This is a genomic window from Aeromonas sp. TS_SC_11, assembly GCF_057318915.1.
On record NZ_CM170470.1, the window covers coordinates 1198038 to 1218264 of the forward strand.

19 protein-coding genes are annotated in these 20227 nt (G+C 61.5%); 11 read left to right on the forward strand and 8 right to left on the reverse strand.

Translation table 11 applies throughout. The annotated features are described in order from the left end of the window. Positions 1 to 114: 114 nt before the first annotated feature. Positions 115 to 978 (reverse strand): YicC/YloC family endoribonuclease, encoded by an 864-nt coding sequence (locus AC1P02_RS05655; protein WP_059169735.1) that lies wholly within the window; start codon positions 976 to 978, stop codon positions 115 to 117. A gap of 271 nt (positions 979 to 1249) precedes the next feature. Here AC1P02_RS05655 and rph point away from each other — a divergent pair, with 271 nt between their 5' ends. The 9 genes from rph to AC1P02_RS05700 all read left to right on the forward strand — a co-directional run bounded on the left by rph (position 1250) and on the right by AC1P02_RS05700 (position 10946). Then, positions 1250 to 1966 (forward strand): ribonuclease PH, encoded by a 717-nt coding sequence (gene rph, locus AC1P02_RS05660; protein WP_042870411.1) that lies wholly within the window; start codon positions 1250 to 1252, stop codon positions 1964 to 1966. A gap of 75 nt (positions 1967 to 2041) precedes the next feature. After that, positions 2042 to 2695 carry an orotate phosphoribosyltransferase gene (pyrE, locus tag AC1P02_RS05665; protein WP_058395167.1) on the forward strand — a complete coding sequence of 218 codons (654 nt, stop codon included), beginning with the start codon at positions 2042 to 2044 and terminating at the stop codon, positions 2693 to 2695. Between the two features lie 190 nt (positions 2696 to 2885). Then, positions 2886 to 5315 carry a heavy metal translocating P-type ATPase gene (locus AC1P02_RS05670; RefSeq protein ID WP_485184459.1) on the forward strand — a complete coding sequence of 810 codons (2430 nt, stop codon included), beginning with the start codon at positions 2886 to 2888 and terminating at the stop codon, positions 5313 to 5315. Beyond that, complete coding sequence (gene cueR, locus AC1P02_RS05675) at positions 5316 to 5705, forward strand: Cu(I)-responsive transcriptional regulator (protein WP_005318178.1); 390 nt, start codon at positions 5316 to 5318, stop codon at positions 5703 to 5705. It begins immediately after the preceding gene. An 84-nt stretch (positions 5706 to 5789) separates the two neighbouring features. After that, on the forward strand, positions 5790 to 6944 hold the full coding sequence (locus AC1P02_RS05680; protein ID WP_170321051.1) for a GGDEF domain-containing protein: 1155 nt from the start codon (positions 5790 to 5792) through the stop codon (positions 6942 to 6944). Between the two features lie 30 nt (positions 6945 to 6974). Then, positions 6975 to 7238 carry a YihD family protein gene (locus tag AC1P02_RS05685; RefSeq protein ID WP_005318183.1) on the forward strand — a complete coding sequence of 88 codons (264 nt, stop codon included), beginning with the start codon at positions 6975 to 6977 and terminating at the stop codon, positions 7236 to 7238. 196 nt (positions 7239 to 7434) lie between these two features. Beyond that, positions 7435 to 8886: a cytochrome c oxidase accessory protein CcoG gene (gene ccoG / locus AC1P02_RS05690; protein ID WP_485184463.1), complete on the forward strand. Its 1452-nt coding sequence runs from the start codon at positions 7435 to 7437 to the stop codon at positions 8884 to 8886. An 84-nt stretch (positions 8887 to 8970) separates the two neighbouring features. Continuing rightward, positions 8971 to 9960: a serine/threonine protein kinase gene (locus AC1P02_RS05695; RefSeq protein ID WP_059113820.1), complete on the forward strand. Its 990-nt coding sequence runs from the start codon at positions 8971 to 8973 to the stop codon at positions 9958 to 9960. A 377-nt stretch (positions 9961 to 10337) separates the two neighbouring features. Further along, on the forward strand, positions 10338 to 10946 hold the full coding sequence (locus tag AC1P02_RS05700) for a thiol:disulfide interchange protein DsbA/DsbL (protein WP_005318191.1): 609 nt from the start codon (positions 10338 to 10340) through the stop codon (positions 10944 to 10946). Positions 10947 to 11050: 104 nt separating this feature from the next. Here AC1P02_RS05700 and AC1P02_RS05705 read toward each other — a convergent pair whose 3' ends face one another. From AC1P02_RS05705 to AC1P02_RS05725, 5 genes are all read right to left on the reverse strand, one after another. Beyond that, positions 11051 to 12586 carry a PhnE/PtxC family ABC transporter permease gene (locus tag AC1P02_RS05705; protein WP_485185426.1) on the reverse strand — a complete coding sequence of 512 codons (1536 nt, stop codon included), beginning with the start codon at positions 12584 to 12586 and terminating at the stop codon, positions 11051 to 11053. Continuing rightward, a complete protein-coding gene (locus tag AC1P02_RS05710; RefSeq protein ID WP_485184466.1) occupies positions 12586 to 13347 on the reverse strand; it encodes a phosphonate ABC transporter ATP-binding protein in 762 nt (253 codons plus the stop codon). The genes AC1P02_RS05705 and AC1P02_RS05710 overlap by 1 nt, the downstream gene beginning before the upstream one ends. Further along, a complete protein-coding gene (locus tag AC1P02_RS05715) occupies positions 13344 to 14189 on the reverse strand; it encodes a putative selenate ABC transporter substrate-binding protein (RefSeq protein ID WP_404839690.1) in 846 nt (281 codons plus the stop codon). Before AC1P02_RS05715 ends, AC1P02_RS05710 begins: the two co-directional genes overlap by 4 nt. A 124-nt stretch (positions 14190 to 14313) precedes the next feature. Beyond that, positions 14314 to 15492, reverse strand: a complete 1179-nt coding sequence (gene pncB / locus AC1P02_RS05720; RefSeq protein WP_021138499.1) for a nicotinate phosphoribosyltransferase — start codon at positions 15490 to 15492, stop codon at positions 14314 to 14316. A gap of 101 nt (positions 15493 to 15593) precedes the next feature. After that, complete coding sequence (locus AC1P02_RS05725; RefSeq protein WP_485184468.1) at positions 15594 to 16229, reverse strand: nicotinamidase; 636 nt, start codon at positions 16227 to 16229, stop codon at positions 15594 to 15596. Positions 16230 to 16303: 74 nt separating this feature from the next. Here AC1P02_RS05725 and AC1P02_RS05730 point away from each other — a divergent pair, with 74 nt between their 5' ends. Both AC1P02_RS05730 and AC1P02_RS05735 read left to right on the forward strand, forming a co-directional pair. Then, positions 16304 to 16954: an NUDIX hydrolase gene (locus AC1P02_RS05730; RefSeq protein WP_011898224.1), complete on the forward strand. Its 651-nt coding sequence runs from the start codon at positions 16304 to 16306 to the stop codon at positions 16952 to 16954. After that, positions 16951 to 17448 carry a 2-thiouracil desulfurase family protein gene (locus AC1P02_RS05735; protein WP_429235494.1) on the forward strand — a complete coding sequence of 166 codons (498 nt, stop codon included), beginning with the start codon at positions 16951 to 16953 and terminating at the stop codon, positions 17446 to 17448. Before AC1P02_RS05730 ends, AC1P02_RS05735 begins: the two co-directional genes overlap by 4 nt. 158 nt (positions 17449 to 17606) lie before the next feature. Here the strand turns inward: AC1P02_RS05735 and AC1P02_RS05740 are convergent, their stop codons facing one another. Continuing rightward, positions 17607 to 18506 (reverse strand): acyltransferase, encoded by a 900-nt coding sequence (locus AC1P02_RS05740; protein WP_413163126.1) that lies wholly within the window; start codon positions 18504 to 18506, stop codon positions 17607 to 17609. Between the two features lie 136 nt (positions 18507 to 18642). Continuing rightward, the gene (locus tag AC1P02_RS05745) at positions 18643 to 20157 is read right to left on the reverse strand and encodes a YifB family Mg chelatase-like AAA ATPase (RefSeq protein ID WP_011898225.1); all 1515 of its coding nucleotides are present in this window, start codon (positions 20155 to 20157) and stop codon (positions 18643 to 18645) included. Positions 20158 to 20227 lie beyond the last annotated feature (70 nt).

The following is a 20227-nucleotide window of genomic DNA, read 5'->3' on the forward strand; positions in this document are numbered from 1 at the left end:
ACAAGCGAGTCAGATGCTGTCGGCTCTGAGTGAAAATCTGATCTGGCTCAAGCCAATGGTGGCGTAGTGCGAACACAAAGTAGAAGCCCGTCGATGACGGGCTTCTTGCATCCATCACTCTATGTTCTGGATCTGCTCACGCATCTGTTCGATGAGGACTTTCAGCTCGACGGCGGACTGGGTCACGTCGGCGTTGATGGATTTCGAACCGAGCGTGTTCGACTCGCGGTTGAACTCCTGCATCATGAAGTCGAGACGACGGCCACAGGCGCCGCCCTTCTTCATGATCTTGATGGTTTCGCTGATGTGCATCTCCAGACGGTCCAGCTCTTCAGCCACGTCGATCTTCTGGGCCAGCAGCACGATTTCCTGCTCGATGCGAGCCGGATCCAGCTCCACCTTGGCCTCGGTCAGGCGGTCGGTGAGCTTCTGGCGCTGCCACTCTATGATTTGTGGCAGGTGCACGCGTACTTTCTTCACTTCCACCTGAATGCCATCCAGACGCTGCTGGATCAAGTTCTTGAGGTTGGCACCCTCGCTGGCGCGGGAGGCGATGAAGTCTTCCATGGTCTGGTCAAATCCGCCGAGCAGCTCGGTGGCAACCGCGTCCATGTCCTGCTCGGCGGCGGCCATGACACCCGGCCAGCGCAGCACGTCGACCGGGTTGAGCTGGCCCTGGCCCGCTTCTTTCATTACCCAGTTGGCGCTGTCGATGATCAGCTTGGCCAGCTCTTCATTGATGTGCAGCTGGCTGGCGGCCGCCTGAGCGGCTTCGAAACGAAGGTTGCACTCCACCTTGCCGCGTTGCAGCTTGGCACGGAAACGCTCACGCAGCACGGGCTCCAGGCTGCGCAGTTGCTCCGGCAGACGGATATAGGTTTCCAGATAGCGCTGGTTGACCGAACGAATTTCCCAAACGGCTGTGCCCCAGTCGCCCTTGAATTCCTTGCGGGCGTAGGCGGTCATGCTGTGAATCATTGATTGTTCCGAGCTTGATGAAGTGTGCGGCCAGTATACTCAGCCCGGCCCTGCTCGTCAGCCGATGCCGTGGTTTTAGAACTAGGTCCGGCTTTTTTGGCGCTGCTGCCCTGCATCCCTATTGATGGTTATTGCGGCCTGTTCCTGCGCGCTTATTTGCCTTGGCGACGGTCTTTCACGACTGATCAGGAACCGCTTCTTAGCGGCTGATATTTGGGGCTGGATCACTTATACTCCTTCGCCAATTTGAGCCAGCCCAGAGGTCCGTTCCATGTCACGTCCAAGCGATCGCAGTGCCGCGCAACTTCGCCCGGTTACCATTACCCGCAATTTCACCAAACATGCAGAAGGCTCAGTGCTGGTGGAGTTCGGTAACACTCGCGTGCTCTGCACCGCCAGCGTCGACACCAGCGTTCCGCGCTTCCTGAAAGGGAAGGGTCAGGGTTGGGTCACTGCCGAATACGGCATGCTGCCGCGCTCCACTCACTCCCGGATGAACCGCGAAGCGGCCGCCGGCAAGCAGAGTGGCCGTACTCTGGAGATTTCCCGTCTGATCGCCCGCTCCCTGCGTGCGGCGGTAGACCTGACTGCGCTGGGCGAGCATTCCATCACGGTGGACTGTGATGTGCTGCAAGCCGATGGCGGTACCCGCACCGCCTCCATTACCGGTGCCTGCGTGGCGCTGGTGGATGCGCTGAACTGGATGGTTGAGAAAGGCATGCTCAAGCAGAGCCCGCTCAAGCAGATGATCGCCGCCGTCTCCGTCGGCATGTATCAGGGCGAAGCCATCTGCGATCTGGAGTACATCGAAGACTCCGCTGCCGAGACCGACATGAACGTGGTGATGACCGAAGATGGTCGCATCATAGAGGTGCAGGGCACCGCGGAGGCCGAACCCTTCACCCATGAGGAGCTGCTGGCGATGCTGGGGCTCGCCAAGGGCGGCATTGAAGAGATCATTGCGCTGCAGAAGCAGTCACTCTCCTGATTTTAAAAACGCGGCATTGACCGCGTTTTTTTATACCCCCACGCAAGTAAACGACAAGCCAAGCAAGGAGCCAGAATGAAAGCCTACCAGCGTCAATTTATCGAGTTCGCCCTGGAGAAACAGGTCCTCAAATTCGGTGAATTTACCCTGAAATCCGGTCGTAAAAGTCCCTACTTCTTCAACGCCGGTTTGTTCAACAGCGGCCGCGATCTGGCCCGCCTCGGCCGCTTCTATGCCGCCGCCCTGATGGATGCCGGCATCGAATTCGATGTGCTGTTTGGCCCGGCCTACAAGGGGATCCCCATCGCCTCCGCCACCGCCGTGCAGCTGGTGGAGCAACACGATGTGGATGTGCCCTGGTGCTTCAACCGCAAGGAGGCCAAGGATCACGGCGAGGGCGGCAATCTGGTGGGCAGCCCGCTCAAGGGGCGCATCATGCTGGTGGATGACGTCATCACCGCCGGGACCGCCATCCGCGAATCCATGGATCTGATCCAGGCCAACGGTGCTTCCCTGGCTGGCGTACTGATCGCGCTGGATCGTCAGGAGAAGGGCAAGGGTGAGCTCTCCGCCATTCAGGAGGTGGAGCGTGACTACGGCGCCCACATCATCGCCATCATCCAGATGGGGGATCTCATCGCCTATCTGGAAGAGAAACAGGCCGAGCAGCCGGAGCTGGCGGTACAACTGGCAGCCATGCAGGCTTATCGCGCCCAGTACGGCATCTAATCGCCCGTTGTTCTAGCGCTAACAAGCCATGCATCGGCGCTCGCCTCTTGCCCGGGTAATCCGGCAGGGGCGGGCGCCGTTTTTTTATGTTTAAAAAGTGCGTGTCGTGGCTTGAGCTTGCCCTTACAGTAAAGGTTAGGGTTTGTCGGTCGGCAGCCAGTTTGGCCGATTGGTTCCGAGGAGGAACACCATGACCACCCAGATTCAAGACCCCATTCATCTGCAACTGCCGCTCAGCGGCATGAGCTGCGCCAATTGCGCCAGCCGCATCAGTACTGCCCTTAACCAGCTTGAGGGAGTAACGGCCACCGTCAACTTCGCGCTGGAGCAGGCAGCTATCGAGTTGAGCGATCCGGCCCGCTTGCCCGAAGTACTCGACAGCATTACCGGGCAGGGTTATGGCTACGGCCACGAGACCCTCTCCTTCCAGATCAGCGGCATGACCTGTGCCGGCTGCTCCGCACGTCTCAACAAGATGCTGGCGGCACTGCCTGGCGTTATTTCGGCTGAGGTCAATTTCTCCATCGAGCAGGCCCGCATCGAGCTGGTGCCGGGTATGCAGACGCCGGCCTCGTTGCGCGAACGTATAGAGGCGCTCGGCTTTGGAGCCCAGTTGGCGCAGGGCTCTGCCAGCGGTCGCCGCCAGCAGTTGCAGGCGCGTGAAGAGCAGGAAGCCGCCGCCACACACAAGGCGCTGATCCAGGTTGTTATGTCGGCCCTGCTCACCCTGCCGCTGCTGGTGGGCATGATCGCCATGGCGGGCTTGCTGCCCTGGCATCTGCCCGCCTGGCTGGAGCTGGTGCTCGCTACCCCGGTGCAGTTCTGGATCGGGGCCCGCTTCTATCGCGGCGCCTGGCTTGCCCTCAAGAACCGCTCGGCCAACATGGATGTGCTGGTGGCGACCGGCACCAGTGCCGCCTACTTCTACAGCCTCTACCTGCTGCTGACGTTGGGGATGGCCGCCAGCGGCAAGCTCTATTTCGAAGCGAGCGCCATCATTATTACCCTGATTTCGTTGGGAAAACTGCTGGAGGCGCGCGCCCGCCACAGTACCCAGTCCGCCATTCGCGAACTGATGGCGCTGCGGCCGGAAACCGCCACCGTCTGGCGTGGCGAGCGCTGGCAGAGCCTGGTCATAGATGAAGTGCTGCGCGGCGATAGGCTGCGGGTGCTGGTGGGCGAGCGGGTGCCGGTGGATGGCAAGATAGTGAGCGGCGAAAGTGAGCTGGATGAATCCATTCTCACCGGCGAAAGCCTGCCGGTGCCGCGGGGTATCGGGGAGGGCGTGCTGGGCGGCGCCATCAACCGCTCTGGCGTGCTGGAGATCGAAGCCACCACAGTGGGGGAGGATTCCAGCCTCAGCAAGATCATCGCCCTGGTGGAGAGCGCCCAGATGGGCAAGGCACCGTTGCAACAGCTGGTGGACAAGGTCTCCGCCGTGTTCGTGCCTGTGGTGATGGCCATCGCCCTGTTCACCCTGCTGGTGTGGTACGCCTACGGCCACGACTTTGGTCAGGCACTGCTGGCTGCCGTGGCCGTGCTGGTGATCGCCTGTCCCTGTGCGCTGGGGCTGGCGACGCCGGCAGCCATAGTGACAGGCACCGGGGTGGCGGCCCGTCACGGCATTCTGATCAAAGATGTAGATACCCTGCAGAAGGCCCACGCCATCAAGGCGCTCATCTTCGACAAGACAGGTACCCTCACTCAGGGGCGGCCCGTGCTGGCTAGCTGGAGCGGCAATGACGAGCAGTTGCGGCTCGCGGCCGCCTTGCAGCAGGCGAGCGAGCATCCGCTGGCGTTGGCGATGCGCGAGGCAATCGGCAAGGAGGTGGTACTGCCTCCGCCCGACGAGGTCGAGGTACGGGTTGGTGCCGGCATTCTCGGCAAAGTGGCAGGCCACTCGGTCGCTATCGGCAATTCATCGTTGCTGGCTCAGCTCAGGATTGATCAGTCGCTGCAGGATGAAGAGCCTGCTGACGGTGCGACTCGGGTCTGGGTTGCCATCGACGGCGTGGCCGTCGGCATCGCCGCCCTGGCCGATACCTTGAGGCCAGAGAGCCCGGAAGCCATTTCCATCTTGCGTCAGCGTGGTATCGCCAGTTGGCTGGTGAGCGGCGATGCGCCGGCACCCGTGGCCCATATCGCCGCCAAGCTGGGGCTGGACGGTGCCTTTGACTCCGTGCTGCCTGCGGGCAAGGTGGAAAAAGTGGAGGCGCTGCGCGCCCGCACCCAGGGGCTGGTGGCCATGGTGGGGGACGGGGTGAACGACGCCCCTGCGTTGGCGGCGGCAGATGTGGGCATCGCCATGGGATCCGGCTCCGATGTGGCAATGGAGACCGCCTCCATCACTCTCATGCGATCTGACCCTCGCTTGGTGGCCGATGCCATCGACATCTCGGCAGCCACCTGGCGCACCATACAGCAGAACCTGTTCTGGGCCTTCGTGTTCAATATCATCGGCATTCCGCTGGCGGCACTGGGCTATCTCAGCCCCGAGCTGGCGGGGGCGGCCATGGCCCTGAGCAGCATTACCGTTTTGAGCAATTCCCTGTTACTGAAACGCTGGCAGCCCAAGGCGGCGCACACACCAGCCCTCATCCAGATTGGTAAGGAGACATAAATGAATATCAGCAAGGTTGCCAAGGCCACGGGGCTGACCGCCAAGACGATTCGCTACTACGAGAGTATCGGCCTCATTTCAGCCCCTGTACGCAGCGATAACGGTTATCGCAGCTACACGGAGGGTGCGTTGCGGGAGCTGCGCTTCGTCAAGCGTGCGCGGGAGACAGGCTTCAATCTGGAGGAGTGCCAGGAGCTGTTGGCGCTCTATCGGAACGAGCACAGAACCAGCGCTCAGGTGAAGAAGCTGGCGCAGGAGAAAATCGTCGATCTGCGCAGCCGCATCGCAGGCTTGCAGGCCATGCTGACCTCCCTCGAAGGGCTGGTCTGTTGCTGCCACGGGGACGAAAATCCTGAGTGTCCTATCCTGGACGAGCTGGAGCGCGGTTGACTAACCGCTTAATAACAGACGTTTTATTGTTGGCCCGGAAGGGGGAGTGGTAGACTGTGCGGCTCTTGTACAGGGAGCATGCAGTTGACTCAGAGTGTGACACGTCAGGTGAAGCAGGCCATCATGGCCCAGCTTTATACTCACTCCTCATTCAGCCTGCCTTGCCTGGGCCTGCTGGCACTCGGCTGGAGCCTGCTGTTCCACGATTACCTGCCCGCCGGCGAGGCGCTCGGCTGGTTGGCACTGGTCTGCCTGCTGCTGCTGTGTCGAGGCTGGCACCTGCGCTGGCGTCAGTCCAGTCTGACGCAGACCCCCTTGCCAGTGCTGGAACGCGAGCTGTTCATCGGGGTCACCATTACCTCCATCATCTGGGCGCTCGGTGTGCTGCTCTACATGGACAAGTTGCCCGACACCTATCGTGCCGCCATGATGATGCTCTCCAGCCTGATCCTCACTGGCAGTGCCATCATGCTGTTTGGCAGCCGCCGCTCTCTCTATGGCGCCGTTTTGCCACTCGGGCTTGCCATGCTGTTCGAGCTGGGGGCCGGCAACGAGCAGGAACGGATTGTCTCCTGCATGCTGGCAGGCTATCTGTTTGTCTTCTTGCCGACCCTGCTGCGCCGTCTGCGGCGGGATCAGGTCGCCTCTCTCTACCACCGCTTCTCCAACGCCGATCTGGTGGCCGAGCTGAAGCTGGTCTCCGAACACCTCAAACTCACTTCCCGGCTGGATGGTTTGACCGGCATCGCCAATCGTGCCCACCTGGACTATTGCCTCGAGCGGGCCTGGCGCCGCTGTCACCGCGCTCGGGCGCCCCTGTCGCTGGTGCTGGTGGATGTGGATTATTTCAAGCAATTCAACGATCTATACGGTCATCAGCAGGGTGACGAGTGTCTGCAACGGGTGGCAGCGCTGCTGGCCGAGGTACAACGGCGGGAGGATGATCTCGCCGCTCGTTACGGCGGGGAAGAGTTTGCTCTGTTGCTGCCCTGTACCAGTATGCAAGGTGCGCTGCAGATAGCCGAAAACGTGCGAATGGCCCTCAAGGATCTGGGTATCCCCCACCAGAAATCCCTGGTCTCTGGCCGGGTCAGTTGCAGCTTCGGGGTCGCCACTCTGGTGCCGGATCAAAGCGGCTCCATCGCGGAGCTTATCCAAAAAGCGGATGCGGCCCTCTATCAGGCCAAGCATAATGGGCGGGATCGTATCGAAGTAGCCTTGATGGGTAAGGTTGCCTGAGTTTCACATGACAGATTAAAGAGGTTGTCTATGCAATGTCATCGTATCGAAGAGCTGCTGGAGTTGTTGCAGCCTGCCTGGATCAAGGAACAGGATCTCAGCCTGGTGCAGTTTGTTGCCAAACTGGCGGCGGAAGCTGGCTATGACGGCGCCTTGTCCGACCTGACCGACGACATGCTGATCTACCACCTCAAGATGCGGGAATCCGACAAGCAGGCGATGATCCCAGGTCTGGCCAAGGATCATGTTCCCGATTTCAAGGAAGCCCTGCTCAAGGCTCGCGGCATCAAGTGATCCCGGCTCGGTACAAACCGGGCTGAGTAGTTTCAAGAGAATCTCAACGAGAGGTGTATCGTCAACCGGCGATATGCCTTTTTTGTTGCTGAAAATTGCGACACGACTCGAACATTAGATACATCTTACCCACACAATTAGCAGGCTGTTTAAGATATAATCCGCTCCATAACAAATAAGGGAGCTGTGTCTTGCAATGGCCGATCATGAAAAAATCGATATCAAGGATGTGACTGACAAGGGCGTCACCGGGACTTTCAACCCGAACACGTTCAAAGCCAGCGATGACAGGTTCAATCCAGGCAACCGCATTTACGTGAGGGCACAGACCGGCTATTGGCAGCGGATGCGCAAGGTCATGGGCTGGTTCTTCGTGGTGCTCTTCGTTGCCTTGCCCTGGTTGCGCTATGACGGTCGTCAGGCCGTGCTGTTCGATGTTGGCCATCAGCAGTTCCACATCTTTGGTGCCACCATCTGGCCGCAGGATCTGACCCTGCTGGCCTGGATCTTCATGATCGCCGCCTTTGCCCTCTTCTTCGTGACCACCTTCCTCGGCCGGGTCTGGTGCGGCTATCTCTGCCCGCAGACGGTCTGGACCTTCATGTTCATCTGGTTTGAAGAGAAGCTGGAAGGGGCCGCCAACAAGCGGCGCAAGCTGGATGCCGCCCCCTGGAGTGGCGAGAAGCTGGCCCGCAAGGGGGCCAAGCATCTGGCCTGGATCCTGCTATCCCTCGGTACCGGTCTCACTTTCGTCGCCTACTTCCAGGATGTGACCGAGCTGGTGCCCGACTTCTTTACCCTGCAGGCGAGTGGCTGGGTCATCTTCTGGGTACTGTTTTTCACGGCCTGTACCTACGGCAATGCCGGCTGGATGCGTGCCATCATGTGTATCCACATGTGCCCCTATGCACGCTTCCAGTCAGCCATGTTCGACAAGGATACCTTCATCGTCGGCTACGACACCAAGCGTGGTGAGACCCGGGGTGCCCGTAGCCGCAAAGCGGATCCCAAGGCGCTGGGGTTGGGGGATTGCATCGATTGCGACCTCTGCGTTCAGGTCTGCCCGACTGGCATCGACATCCGCGACGGCCTGCAGTACGAGTGCATCAACTGCGGTGCCTGCGTCGACGCCTGCGACCAGACCATGGATCGGATGGGCTATCCGAAAGGGCTGATCAGCTACACCACAGAGCACAAGCTGGCCCATAACAGCACCCATGTGGCGCGGCCCAAGCTGCTCGGTTATGGCCTGGTGATGGTCATCATGCTGGGGGTGTTCGTCTACAACGCCATGTCCATCATGCCCATGGGGCTCGACATACTGCGGGATCGCAACCAGCTGTTCCGCGAGAACAGCGAGGGGCTCATCGAGAACACCTATACCCTCAAAATCCTCAACAAGACACTGCATGCCCAGACCTATCAGCTGGATGTGGAAGGGCTGCCGGAGCACGAGTGGTTCGGCCCCCGCGAAGTGACCCTGAAGGCGGGCGAGATCTACACCCTGCCGGTGAGCGTGGCGGTCGATCCCTTCAACCTGAAGAAGCCGACCCTGGATATACAGTTCGTGCTGAAACGGGATGGGGCGGCAGTCGATGACAGCAAGGGCACACTGCGTCAGGCCAGCAAGTTTATCAGCCGACTGTAATGGGAATAGTTGGTGCAACTGATTGGTTTGGAACGCCATTGAGCTTAGTGGTGATAGTATGGGGCGCAACGGCGCCCCTTTTTAATGGTGGATGACATGCGTTTCAACTATTCCGACCTTACTCCCGACCTCATCATGGATGCGCTGGATCTCAGTGGTCTGCGACTCGACTCCGGCCTCATCGAGCTCAACAGTTACGAAAACCGGGTCTATCAGTTTCAGGACGAGGAGCGCCGCCGCTATGTGGTGAAGTTCTATCGTCCCGGTCGCTGGAGTCGTGCCCAGATCCTGGAAGAGCACGACTTTGCCGCCCGACTCAATGAGGCGGAGATCCCGGTCGCTGCGCCGCTCTCCTTCGCGGGCGAAACCTTGCTGGAGCATCAGGGCTACCCCTTTGCCATCTGGCAGAGCGTGGGAGGCCGCCAGTTCGAGGTGGACAACCTGGATCAGCTGGAGTGGGTGGGCCGTTACCTTGGCCGGATTCACCAGATCGGTGCCAGCCGCTCCTTCCATCACCGCGTCCGACTGGATGTGGAGAGCATGCTGCACGAACCGCGTGAGCTGCTGGCATCCGGTGAATGGCTGCCGAGCGGGCTGGCCAAGCAATTCTTCGGTGTACTCGACGAGCTGATCAAGCACGTCTGTGATGCCATGACTCTGGATGTGGCACAGATCTCCCTGCACGGTGACTGTCATCCGGGCAATATTCTGTGGCGTGATGGCCCCATGTTTGTCGATCTCGACGACTGCCGCACCGGCCCCGCCATCCAGGATCTCTGGATGATGCTGAGCGGCGAGCGCCACGAGCAGTTAATCCAGCTCGACACCCTGCTGGCCGGCTATGAGGAGTTCATGGAGTTCGACCCGCGGGAGCTGGCCTTGATTGAGCCGCTGCGGGCCATGCGCATCGTTCACTATATGGCCTGGCTGGCACGGCGCTGGGACGACCCTGCGTTCCCCCGTCACTTCCCCTGGTTCAATACCGACCACTACTGGCGTCAGCAGATTGCGACCCTGCATGATCAACTGGCCGCGCTCAAGGCGCCACCTTTGACCCTGACGCCAGGGTGGTGACATATCAGGGGTGCTGATGGGTGCCCACAGATCGCGATACCTGCCGCATGATCAACTGGCCGCGCTCAAGGCGCCGCCGTTGACCCTGACGCCGGGGTGGTGACATATCAGGAGTGCTGATGGGTGCCCGCAGATCGCGATACCTGCCGCACGATCAACTGGCCGCGCTCAAGGCCCCCCCTTTGACCCTGACGCCGGGGTGGTGAGCGAGGGCGCGTCGGCATCAGCCCACAGTGATTGTCTGTCGATGACGCTCTCTGCCGTAGCGCCTGCCGGTGTGGCCCTTTGCCATTGACGTCTGAGTGGTGACGCAATAGGCTTGGCACTGCTTCGGTTCGCCGGGCGTGCCTCACAGTGATCCCTTAACAGGAAACGTCATGAAAAAAGTACTATTTTTCCTCGCTGCCATGCTGATGATCCCCATGGTTCACGCCGCCCCCGAATTCAAGGAAGGCGTTAACTATGACGTGGTCAAACAGACAGGCAGTGCCCAGCCGGAAGTGGTGGAGTTTTTCTCCTACTACTGCCCGCACTGCGCGACCTTCGAGCCGATCGTTGAACAGTTGAAAGCGGGAATGCCAGAAGGCGTTCCCCTCAAGAAGAACCCAGTGGCCTTCCTGGGCCGCGAGATGGGTCCGGAAATGCAGCGCGCCTATGCCCTGGCCAGCCTGCTGAATGTTGAAGCCAAGCTGACCCCGGCTATCTTCAACAAGATCCATACCCAACGCCAGTATCCGCAGAGCCGCGCGGATGTGAAGCAGATCTTCCTGGATAACGGCGTGCCGGCTGAAGAGTTCGACGGTGCCGTCGACAGCTTCGCCGTATCCGGCATGGTGTCCCAGTTTGATCGCAACACCGAGAGCTACAACATTCGCGGTGTGCCGGCCTTCCTGGTCAACGGCAAGTACATGGTTAAGATCGAATCCATTACTTCTCAGGAACAGTTCAGCCAGTTGGTGAATTTCCTGCTGGCCAAGAAAGACTGATCCCGCAGTAACCCATGAAAAAAGCCCGCCGGTGCAAACCGGCGGGCTTTTTGTTTATCGGGATTGGAGCCTGACCAGCTCAACGCCGGCTGCTTGCTCCCGATTCAGATCTGGCAGTCTCGCTGGGAGGGGGCTGGGCGCGGCAAACGGGAGCGGCGGCTGATCCCCTCAGCCAGCCAGACCAGCAGCAAGATGGCCAGGATCAGGGTGGCTGCCTGATCGTAACGGAACAGGCTGAGCGACACATATAGCTGCTGCCCCAGCCCCCCTGCGCCCACCACCCCGAGTATGGTAGCGGCCCTCAGGTTCATCTCGCCGCGATAGAGGCTGTAGGCCAGCCATTGGCGTGACACCAGTGGAAACAGCCCGTACCAGAAGCTGGCCGTGGGGCCGGAGCCGCTCAATTGCAAGGCGAGGCGAGGGGCCTGATCCGCATTCTCCAGCGTCTCCACGAACAGCCGGGCCAGCACGCCTGTGGTGTGCAGGGTAAGCGCCAGTATGCCCGCCACCGGCCCCAGCCCGACCGCGATCACCAGCAGGCTGGCGAAGATGAGCTCCGGCACGGATCGCAGCAGGTTGAACAGCAGCCTCAGTGGCCAGCAGTGGCGGGCGAGACAGGCCAGCGGCAGGGCCAGCAGGGCGCTCAACAGGGTACTCAGCAATGCCATCTGCACCGTATCGAGCAGGCCAAGGCCGACTGTTCGCAGAAAAGGCCCCGACCAGTCCGGTTGCAGAAACTCGCCGATGAACCGGCCCAGCCCGCCGAAGGAAAAACTCAGCATGCGCCAGTCGAGCTGGTGGAGTGCCATGGCGCTGGCCAGCCCCAGGCAGGCAAGCAGTTGCAGGCCGGGGGAGCGGGTGTGGCGCAGCCAGGCGCTGAGGCCGTCGGCCAGGGTCACCAGCAGTATGAAGGCCAGCAGCAGGGTCACTACCTCACCACCGGCAAACATGCGCAACGAGAGTTCGAGCTGCTGGCCGAGCCCGCCGGCACCGACGAAGCCCATGATAACGGAGGCGCGCAGAGCACACTCCCAGCGATAGACGGTGTAGGAGAGCAGCTCCTGGCGCACCGCGGGCAGCACGCCGTACCAGAGCGCCTGCAGGCGGCCACTGCCGCCGAGCAGCAGGGCACGGGCCGGTTGCAGGGCGCCGCTCTCCATGATCTCGTTGTAGACCTTGGCCAGCATGCCGCCGTAGCTGACGGCGATGGCCAGGATGGCGGCCAGGGGCCCGAGCCCCGACAGACGCACGAACAGCAGCGCCCAGATGAGCTCGGGCAGGCTGCGCAGCAGAATGGCGATGAGTCGGCTGAAAGAGCGCAAGGCGCCGCGCAGCGGGCTGGGGATAGGCCCCAGCTCGGCTAGCGATAGGGCGCGGGAGCCGAGCAAGGCGAACGGAATGCCGAGCAGCAGGGCACCGGCCAGCCCCAGAGTCGCCACGGCCAGACTCTCCAGGGTAGCGGTCAGGGTCAGGGCCAGAAAGTCCTGATCCAGGCGGGGTGGCCAGCTGGTGGCGAGAAAGTTGCCCATCTGTCGCCAGCTCTGACCATCGAGCAGGCCCAGCCAGCCGTCGGCCTGCTGCCACAGGCTGTAGCCGACCATGGCCAGCAGCCAGGGCAGGGGATGGCGCCAGCGGCTCATCAGCCGATACACGGCAGTGCCTCCTGGTCACCGGCGTAGAGGGCGGCCAGCATGGCCGGGGTGACGGCGGCGGCGGGGCAGTCGAACTGCACCCGCCCTTCGCGCAGGCCTATGATGCGGGGGAAGCGCTCGAGGGCCAGTTCGACCGCATGCAGGCTGGCGATCAGGGTGCTGCCGCGCGTGCGGGCTTGCGCCAGCAGGGCATCCAGGCTGCTTTGGGCGAGTACGGGATCGAGGGCGGAGACAGGTTCATCGGCCAGCATCAGGTCCGGCTGCTGATAGAGCACCCTGGCTATGCCGACCCGCTGTAGCTGGCCGCCGGAGAGTTCACCACAGCGCTGCTGCCACTTGTCGGCGAGGCCGAGGCGGGCCAGTTCGGCCCGTGCACCGTCCGGATCGCTGGGACGCAGCAGCGAGAGCAGGGCGCGAACGAGGGACCACTGGCCGAGTCTGCCAGCCAGCACGGCAGTCACCACCGGCTGGGAGGCGGGCAGCGGAGGCTGCTGCCAGACCATGCCGATCCGGCTGCGCAGCCGCTGGCGGGCACGGGTGGAGAGGGCCCAGGGATCTTCCCCCCACAGGGAGAGTGCCAGCTCACCGCGCAGCTCGGTGCCGATCAGCCGCAGCAGGCTGGTCTTGCCCGCGCCGCTCGGCCCTATGATGGCGACGCACTCCCCCGCCTCGATCTGCAGGTGAAGCGGATGCAGGATGCGACTCTCGCCGAGCCGCAGCCCTGCTCCATTCAGCGCAACGGCGATCACTTCAGCAGACCGGCCTGGGTTGCGGCCGCTTCTATGCCCTGGTAGTTCTCGGGCTTGGTTTCGATGAAACGGCTGGCTCGCTGCAGCTTGAGGATCTCGGCCTGGGCCGGGACGGCAGGATCCAGGCTGAGGAAGGCCTGCTTGATTTTCTCCTGCAGCGCCGGATCCAGGTCGCCGCGCACCGTCCAGTTGTAATCAAAGTAGGTCGGCGTGGTCCAGATCACCTTCACCTTGGCGGTATCGACCTTGCCCTCTTCCACCAGCTTGTCCCACACGGAGGCGTTGAGCGCACCGGCCGGTACCTTGCCGGAGGCGACCCAGGCAACGGTGGCGTCGTGAGCGCCGGAGAAGGCGACATGGGCGAAGTCACGTTCCGGATTGATGCCCTGCTCGGCCAGGAAGTGGCGCGGCATCAAGTGACCCGAGGTGGAGGAGGGGGAGCCGAAGGCGAAGTCCTTGCCCTTGGTGTCGGCCAGGGTCTTGATGCCGCTGTCGGCATTGGCGATGAATTTGGAGGTGAACTGGGCATCCTCCTGGCGTTGGACCAGCGGCACTACCTTGTCGGCCCTACGATGGGCCTGCACATAAGTGAAACCCCCGAGCCAGGCCATGTCGAGTTTGCCGGCAGCCAGCGCCTCGACCACGGCGGCGTAATCGTTGACCGGTACGAACACCACCTCGCGCCCCGTCTTCTCGGCCAGATATTCTCCCAGCGGGGCGAACTTGCGCTGCAACTCGGTGGGGGCTTCGTCCGGGATGGCGGATACCCGCAGCGGTTCGGCGGCAGTGGCGCCCAGGCTGGCCAGCAGTGTGGTGAGGGCAAATATCCATTTAGAGGTCATGGGCAGTTCCTTGTGGTCTGTCGTTCGGGCAAGAGAAAGGCCCGACACCAGTCGGACCTTTCAAGAGGGTCATGGTAGGGGGCCACCGGCGCTCTGCGCAAGATGGGCTCCTCAAAAAGGCACGTTACACCCCGACGTGGAAGGCCTGCTTGAGGTTGCGGATGAAGTCCGCATCCCGGCACAGGGTCTTGCCCGGGCTGTCGGAGATCTTGGCGACCGGGCCACCGTTGCACTCCATCAGCTTGAAGACGATGTTCATGGGGCTGACACCGGGCAGATCGCAGGTGAGCTTGGTGCCGATGCCGAAGCTGGTGTTGATGCGGCCACGGAAGTGGCGGAACAGCTGCACCGCCTTGTCGAGGTTGAGCCCATCGGAGAAGACCAGCGTCTTGTCGGTGGGGTCTATGCCGAGGCGCTGGTAGTGGCTGATGGCCTTCTCGCCCCACACAACAGGGTCGCCGGAGTCGTGGCGCAGACCCTGATAACGGCTGGCCAGCTCAAAGTCAAAATCACGCAGGAAGGCGTCCATGGTGATGCAGTCGGTCAGGGCAATGCCAAGGTGGTTGGTGAATTCGTCCAGCCAGCTGGTGAGGGCGGCGCGCTGGCTGTGCTCCAGCGGGAAGCCGAGCTGCTGGTGAGCCTGAAACCACTCGTGGGCCTGGGTGCCCACGGCAGGTAGTTGGTACTTTTGGGCCAGCAGGTAGTTGCTGGTGCCGCGAAATGCCGGCAGCCGCTCCTTGAGACGGCCCACGACCGCATCCTGCACCGCATGGGAGAAGCGGCGACGGGTACCGAAGTCGATGAGGTTGAACTCGCTCATCTCTTCCGGGCTGAGGTCCTGTTCCAGCTTGTCGATCTTTTGATCGAGCCGATCCAGCGCCTGGCTGACGCCAAACTGGGGGTAGCGGAAGCGGTTGCGCATCTCGCTGATGATGGCGAGCACCGGGATTTCCCACAGGATCACATCCTGCCAGGGTCCTTCTACCCGCACATTGATGCGGCCATCCTGCTCGAATACCTGCAGCAGGGAGGCATCAAGGGGCTTGCGGCGCAGGTGATCCAGGTAGTCGGCGGTGAAAAAGGGGCGCTCGGCCAGAAAATTCAGTTCCGGCCTGGTGAGCCGCAGGGAGCCGGCGAGACGCAGTTGCTCCTCTATCTGGCCCATCATGGGCAGCAGATCTTCTTCGTTGCGGCTGTGGAATTCGGCCACCACCTCGGCATCAGGATAGCGGTGGAATACCGCCTGCTGCATATGCAGCTTGTAGGCGTCGGTGTCGAGCAGGCTGGTGAGAATCGGTGGCATATCAGGCTCCCCGCAGGTTGGTGAGCGCGATGACGCGCTCCTGCTGCATAGGTAATGTGCAGGCGCCGGTATCGGCTTGGCGGGTGAGGATCGGCGGCATATCAGGCATCCAGCAGGCGTTGTACATCGATCAAGGTCTGGGCCAGCTCGGCCCCGGCTTCGATCATCTGGGAGTGAGCGCTGGCAACCGTATCCGGGGCTATGCCACGGCAGGCATCGAGATGGACGATCACCCGAAAACCGGCGTGGCGCAGTTGCAACACGCTGGTCTTGACGCAGTAGTCGGTGGCGAGGCCGCCGACCAGCACGGTAGTGACGCCACGGGCTTGCAGAAATTCGATGAGCCCTGTGCTGCGCCGTTCGGCCAGATCGTGGAAGCAGGTGCCGTAGGGATGCAGGTCCGGCTCGACCCCCTTCCAGACGAAGAAGTCGTAATCGATGGGGGCGGGCAGGCCATCCAGCAGCTCGAAGCCTTGGGTGCCGGGCACGCAGTGTACCGGCCAGGTGAGGTCGGCATTGGGCAAATCCAGCGGCAACAGCATGCCGGCGGGGTCACTGACGGCCCAGGCTGCGTTGGCGGGATGGGAGTCCTTGCTGCCAATACGCAGCGTGGCGAGGGTGGCCTGAGCGTTGAGCGCAGCCACAATATCATCCCCGCCCACGACGGGCAGTTCGTTCGGGCAGAGGGGAGTAAATCCCTTCTGCGCATCAATATCCAGGCTGGCGACGGTTCCCATGATTGGCTCCTTCACATACTATTCGTGTGATATTATCTACCAAACATTAATGGAAGGCGAGCAGGGCGATCGACATGCTGAGAATGAGTCTGGATATGGTGGTGCTGCGGTTGTACGAGGAGCGGCTCGAGCTGTTGCTCGAAACCCGTGATCACCCTCCCTTTGCCAACTGCTGGCAACTGCCGGCACTGCGCATCGACGAGACTCGGGATCGGGACCTGGACACGGCTCGCCATCGCCTGCTGGCGGAGTGGGGGCTCGGCCACTGCTACAGCGAACAGGTTTGCACTCTCGGCAATCTGGAGCGGGATCCCCGTGGCTGGTCCACCGCGCTGGTCTACCTCTGTCTGGTCGATCCGGAAGTCGAAGCCGTGCACGGTTGCTGGCATCCACTCTCGGCCCTGCCCGGCCTCAGTCTCGCCTTCGATCATACCCAGCTTATTGCCAGAGGACTGGAGCGACTGCGGATCAAGAGTCGCTACAGCACCTTGCCGCTGCAACTGCTGGGGCCCGAGTTCACTCTCTCCGAAGTGCAGCGTGCCTTTGAAATCATTCTGCAAACTCCGATGAATACAGCGGCATTTCGCAAGCGCATCCATCGTGCCGACATTCTGGTGGATACCGGCCGCAAGCGGACCGGCAAGCAGCGCCCTGCCATCCTCTACCGGTTGGAGAGCCCTTGCTGCGTCATGTTCGATCAGGTGATGCACGGGGCAGAAGCATGAGCAAAGCGCCGCCCCGGGTGCTGGTGAGTGCCTGCTTGCTGGGTCAGCCAGTACGTTACGATGGTCAGAGCAAGGGGATTGTCAGCGACTGGCTGAATGAGCTTGGCGCCGAGGGGCGAGCGCAGTCTTTCTGCCCCGAAGTGGCCGGCGGACTGCCAACTCCGCGCCCCCCTGCCGAGCGGCAGGGCGATCTGGTGCTGACCGCGAGCGGACTGGATGTGACGGCCGAGTTCGATCGCGGTGCCGAGCTGGCTCTTGCGCTCTGTCAGGCGCAGGGGATTCGCTTCGCGCTGCTGAAAGAGGGGAGCCCCTCATGCGGCAGCGGCCGTATCTATAACGGCCGCTTCGAAGGTGTGTCAGTGGCGGGTGAGGGCAAGACCACGGCCCTGCTGCGTCGCAACGGCATTGCAGTGTTCAGCGAGGATCAGTTGCCAGAACTGGCCTTGGCGCTTGCTTCGGCAATTGCCAAGGAGGCGGACTCAACGCCAAACTGACCCATAGCATCGGCCTGTATCACTTGTGCCCGCACGACGTCAGTTTACTGCCAGCGCGCATTCCGCCATTCCTGAAAACCACTCTCAAACTGTTGCCATGGTCACCAACCTAAAGGCCAGCCCTGCTGCCGGGTAGAGCTGGATTGGCGAGGGGTCTTTTACTGCGCCTTGTCTGCCAGCAGTTGGCTAAGAGTCTGGTCCTTCTCGTGCCAGATCCCGTTCAACCACTGTTGAAACGCCTGTTGGAATTCGGGGTCATTGAAGTAATCCCCTACCAGTTTGCGTTCAATCGGCAGAAAGCGAACCTGAACCTTGATCTCCTTCACCCGACCGCACATGAAGTCCCAGTAACTGGGGATACCACCCGGATAGGCGATGGTCACATCCACCAGTTGATGCAGCTGGTCGCCCATGGCCGCCAGGGTGAAGGCGATGCCACCAGCCCTCGGGTGCAACAGATGGCGATAAGGCGCTGCCTGTTTGTCGTGCTTGTGGGTGGTGAAGCGGGTGCCCTCCACGAAGTTCATCACACTCACCGGAATGTGGCGAAACCTGGCACAGGCCTTTCGGGTTGTTTCTATGTCTTTTCCCTTCAGATGTGGCCTTTTTTCCAGAAATTTACGGGAATAGCGCCGCATGAAGGGGAAGTCCAGTGCCCACCAGGCCAGACCGAGAAAAGGTACCCAAATCAGCTCTTTCTTGAGGAAAAACTTCAGGAAGGGGATTTTTTGATTAAAAACCCGCTGCAATACCAGTATGTCGACCCAGGATTGATGGTTGGCAATCACCATGTACCACTCATCACGGCTTCCTTTGTCCGCGCCGACCACCTCGAAAGAGGTCCCTATGATGGTTTTCTGGATCAGGTTGTTGACACCGATCCAGCAGCTTGCGCAGCCATCCAGCAGAGCGTTGCAGAGGGTACGCCAGCTTTTAAGCGGCAACAGCAGCTTGAGAATGCCCAGCAAGAAGATGGGGATACACCAGAAGAGGGTGTTGAAAAAATAGAGCAAGGTCGAGAGGCTGCCGCGCAGCCGCTCTATCAGCTTGTTTTGCATGAGTCGGGTCCGTCTCGTTGTCTGTGGGTGGCAACCAAGTGGTCAGATCTGTGGCCATAATATCAGCCGATGAGCCGCTAGACCATGCACGGGACCATCACGCATGTGGGACTCACTATCTCTCTATCCCAGCCATTCAGCCGCTGCGCAGCCGCGACAGCAGCCTGTCCATGGCCCTGTAGCCGAGAGCCTCGATCAGATGATCCTTCTCGATCGCAGGTCGCCCCGCCAGATCGGCTATGGTGCGTGACACCCGCAGTATGCGGTGCCAGGCCCGGATGCTGAGTCCCAGCTTCTGGATGGCATTCTCCAAAAACTCGGCATCTTGCGGCGATAATCGGCAAATATCTTCGATTTCACGACTATCAAGGAGATTGTTGAGCTTGCCATTGCGGCTCAGCATCCGCTCCCGCGCCGCCAGTACCCGATCGCGGATCTGCTGGCTCGATTCCCCCCGCTCCGCCTTGCCGGTGAGGCTGCCCTTGGGCAGCAGCGGCACCTCCACCGTCAGGTCGAAGCGATCGAGGAAGGGGCCGGAGAGCTTGCCAAGATAGCGCAATATCTGATCCGGGCTGGAGCGGGTCTGGCCGTCACCATAGTGGCCGCAGGGGCTGGGGTTCATGGCGCCCACCAGCTGGAAGCGGGCGGGAAAATCTACCTGACGGGCGGCGCGGCTGATGGTGATGTGGCCCGTCTCCAGCGGTTCGCGCAGAGAGTCGAGCACCTTGCGCTCGAACTCCGGCAGCTCGTCGAGAAAGAGTACCCCGTTGTGGGCCAAGGATATTTCGCCGGGTCTGGGATGGCTGCCACCGCCCACCAGGGCCACGGCGGAGGCACTGTGATGGGGCGTGCGATAGGGCCTGTGGTGCCAGTGACCGGCGCGCGGGGTCAGGCCGCCAATGGAGTGGATGGCGGCGGTCTGCTGCGCCTCCTGCTCGCTCAGGGGTGGCAAGATGCCGGGCAAACGGCTGGCCAGCATGCTCTTGCCGGTACCGGGCGGTCCTATGAACAGCAGGTTGTGGCTGCCGGCGGCAGCGATCTCCAATGCCCGCTTGGCCTGTGACTGGCCGATCACATCCTGCAGATCCGGCACATCGGGCAGGGAGTCCGTGGTCTGGGGCTCCGGCAGGGGCAGCTCATATTGGCCTGCCAGCCAGGCGGTGACGGCCAGCAGCTGGTGGGCGGTACGCACCTCGGCATCCTGAATGAGTGAGGCTTCGGGGCCATTTTCTCTCGGTACCAGCAGGGTGCGCCCCGCATCGCGGCAGGCGAGCACGGCGGGCAGCACCCCGAGCACGGGACGGATCTCGCCGGTCAGGGCCAACTCCCCTAAAAATTCGTGATCGAGCAGGTATTTTGCCGGTATCTGCTTGGAAGCGGCGAGAATGCCGATGGCGATAGCCAGATCGAAACGGCCTCCCTCCTTGGGCAGGTCGGCGGGGGCCAGATTGACCGTGATGTGTTTGCTCGGGAACTCGAAATTGCCGTTTAGCAGGGCACTGCGCACCCGATCCCGGGATTCCTTCACCGAGGTTTCCGGCAATCCCACCATGTTGAAGGCGGGCAGACCGTTGGAGAGGTGAACTTCCACCGTGACTTGCGGCGCCGCTATCCCCAGGCTGGCACGGCTATAAACCACAGCTAATGACATAAATCCCGTCCTTGGTTTGATGTATGTGCTGGTTAACCGTTTTTTATTAGTTTTTTGTTCCAGCCATAAG

Excerpts from the sequence above, each read along its gene's own strand:
- AC1P02_RS05670 (WP_485184459.1), top strand. The coding sequence starts at position 2,886 with ATGACCACCCAGATTCAAGACCCCATTCATCTGCAACTGCCGCTCAGC.
- pyrE (WP_058395167.1), top strand. The coding sequence starts at position 2,042 with ATGAAAGCCTACCAGCGTCAATTTATCGAGTTCGCCCTGGAGAAACAG.
- AC1P02_RS05735 (WP_429235494.1), top strand. The coding sequence starts at position 16,951 with ATGAGCAAAGCGCCGCCCCGGGTGCTGGTGAGTGCCTGCTTGCTGGGT.
- AC1P02_RS05700 (WP_005318191.1), top strand. The coding sequence starts at position 10,338 with ATGAAAAAAGTACTATTTTTCCTCGCTGCCATGCTGATGATCCCCATG.
- AC1P02_RS05745 (WP_011898225.1), bottom strand. The coding sequence starts at position 20,157 with ATGTCATTAGCTGTGGTTTATAGCCGTGCCAGCCTGGGGATAGCGGCG.
- AC1P02_RS05725 (WP_485184468.1), bottom strand. The coding sequence starts at position 16,229 with ATGGGAACCGTCGCCAGCCTGGATATTGATGCGCAGAAGGGATTTACT.
- pncB (WP_021138499.1), bottom strand. The coding sequence starts at position 15,492 with ATGCCACCGATTCTCACCAGCCTGCTCGACACCGACGCCTACAAGCTG.
- AC1P02_RS05740 (WP_413163126.1), bottom strand. The coding sequence starts at position 18,506 with ATGCAAAACAAGCTGATAGAGCGGCTGCGCGGCAGCCTCTCGACCTTG.
- AC1P02_RS05695 (WP_059113820.1), top strand. The coding sequence starts at position 8,971 with ATGGTGGATGACATGCGTTTCAACTATTCCGACCTTACTCCCGACCTC.
- ccoG (WP_485184463.1), top strand. The coding sequence starts at position 7,435 with ATGGCCGATCATGAAAAAATCGATATCAAGGATGTGACTGACAAGGGC.
- AC1P02_RS05705 (WP_485185426.1), bottom strand. The coding sequence starts at position 12,586 with ATGAGCCGCTGGCGCCATCCCCTGCCCTGGCTGCTGGCCATGGTCGGC.
- AC1P02_RS05655 (WP_059169735.1), bottom strand. The coding sequence starts at position 978 with ATGATTCACAGCATGACCGCCTACGCCCGCAAGGAATTCAAGGGCGAC.
- cueR (WP_005318178.1), top strand. The coding sequence starts at position 5,316 with ATGAATATCAGCAAGGTTGCCAAGGCCACGGGGCTGACCGCCAAGACG.
- AC1P02_RS05685 (WP_005318183.1), top strand. The coding sequence starts at position 6,975 with ATGCAATGTCATCGTATCGAAGAGCTGCTGGAGTTGTTGCAGCCTGCC.
- rph (WP_042870411.1), top strand. The coding sequence starts at position 1,250 with ATGTCACGTCCAAGCGATCGCAGTGCCGCGCAACTTCGCCCGGTTACC.
- AC1P02_RS05730 (WP_011898224.1), top strand. The coding sequence starts at position 16,304 with ATGCTGAGAATGAGTCTGGATATGGTGGTGCTGCGGTTGTACGAGGAG.
- AC1P02_RS05715 (WP_404839690.1), bottom strand. The coding sequence starts at position 14,189 with ATGACCTCTAAATGGATATTTGCCCTCACCACACTGCTGGCCAGCCTG.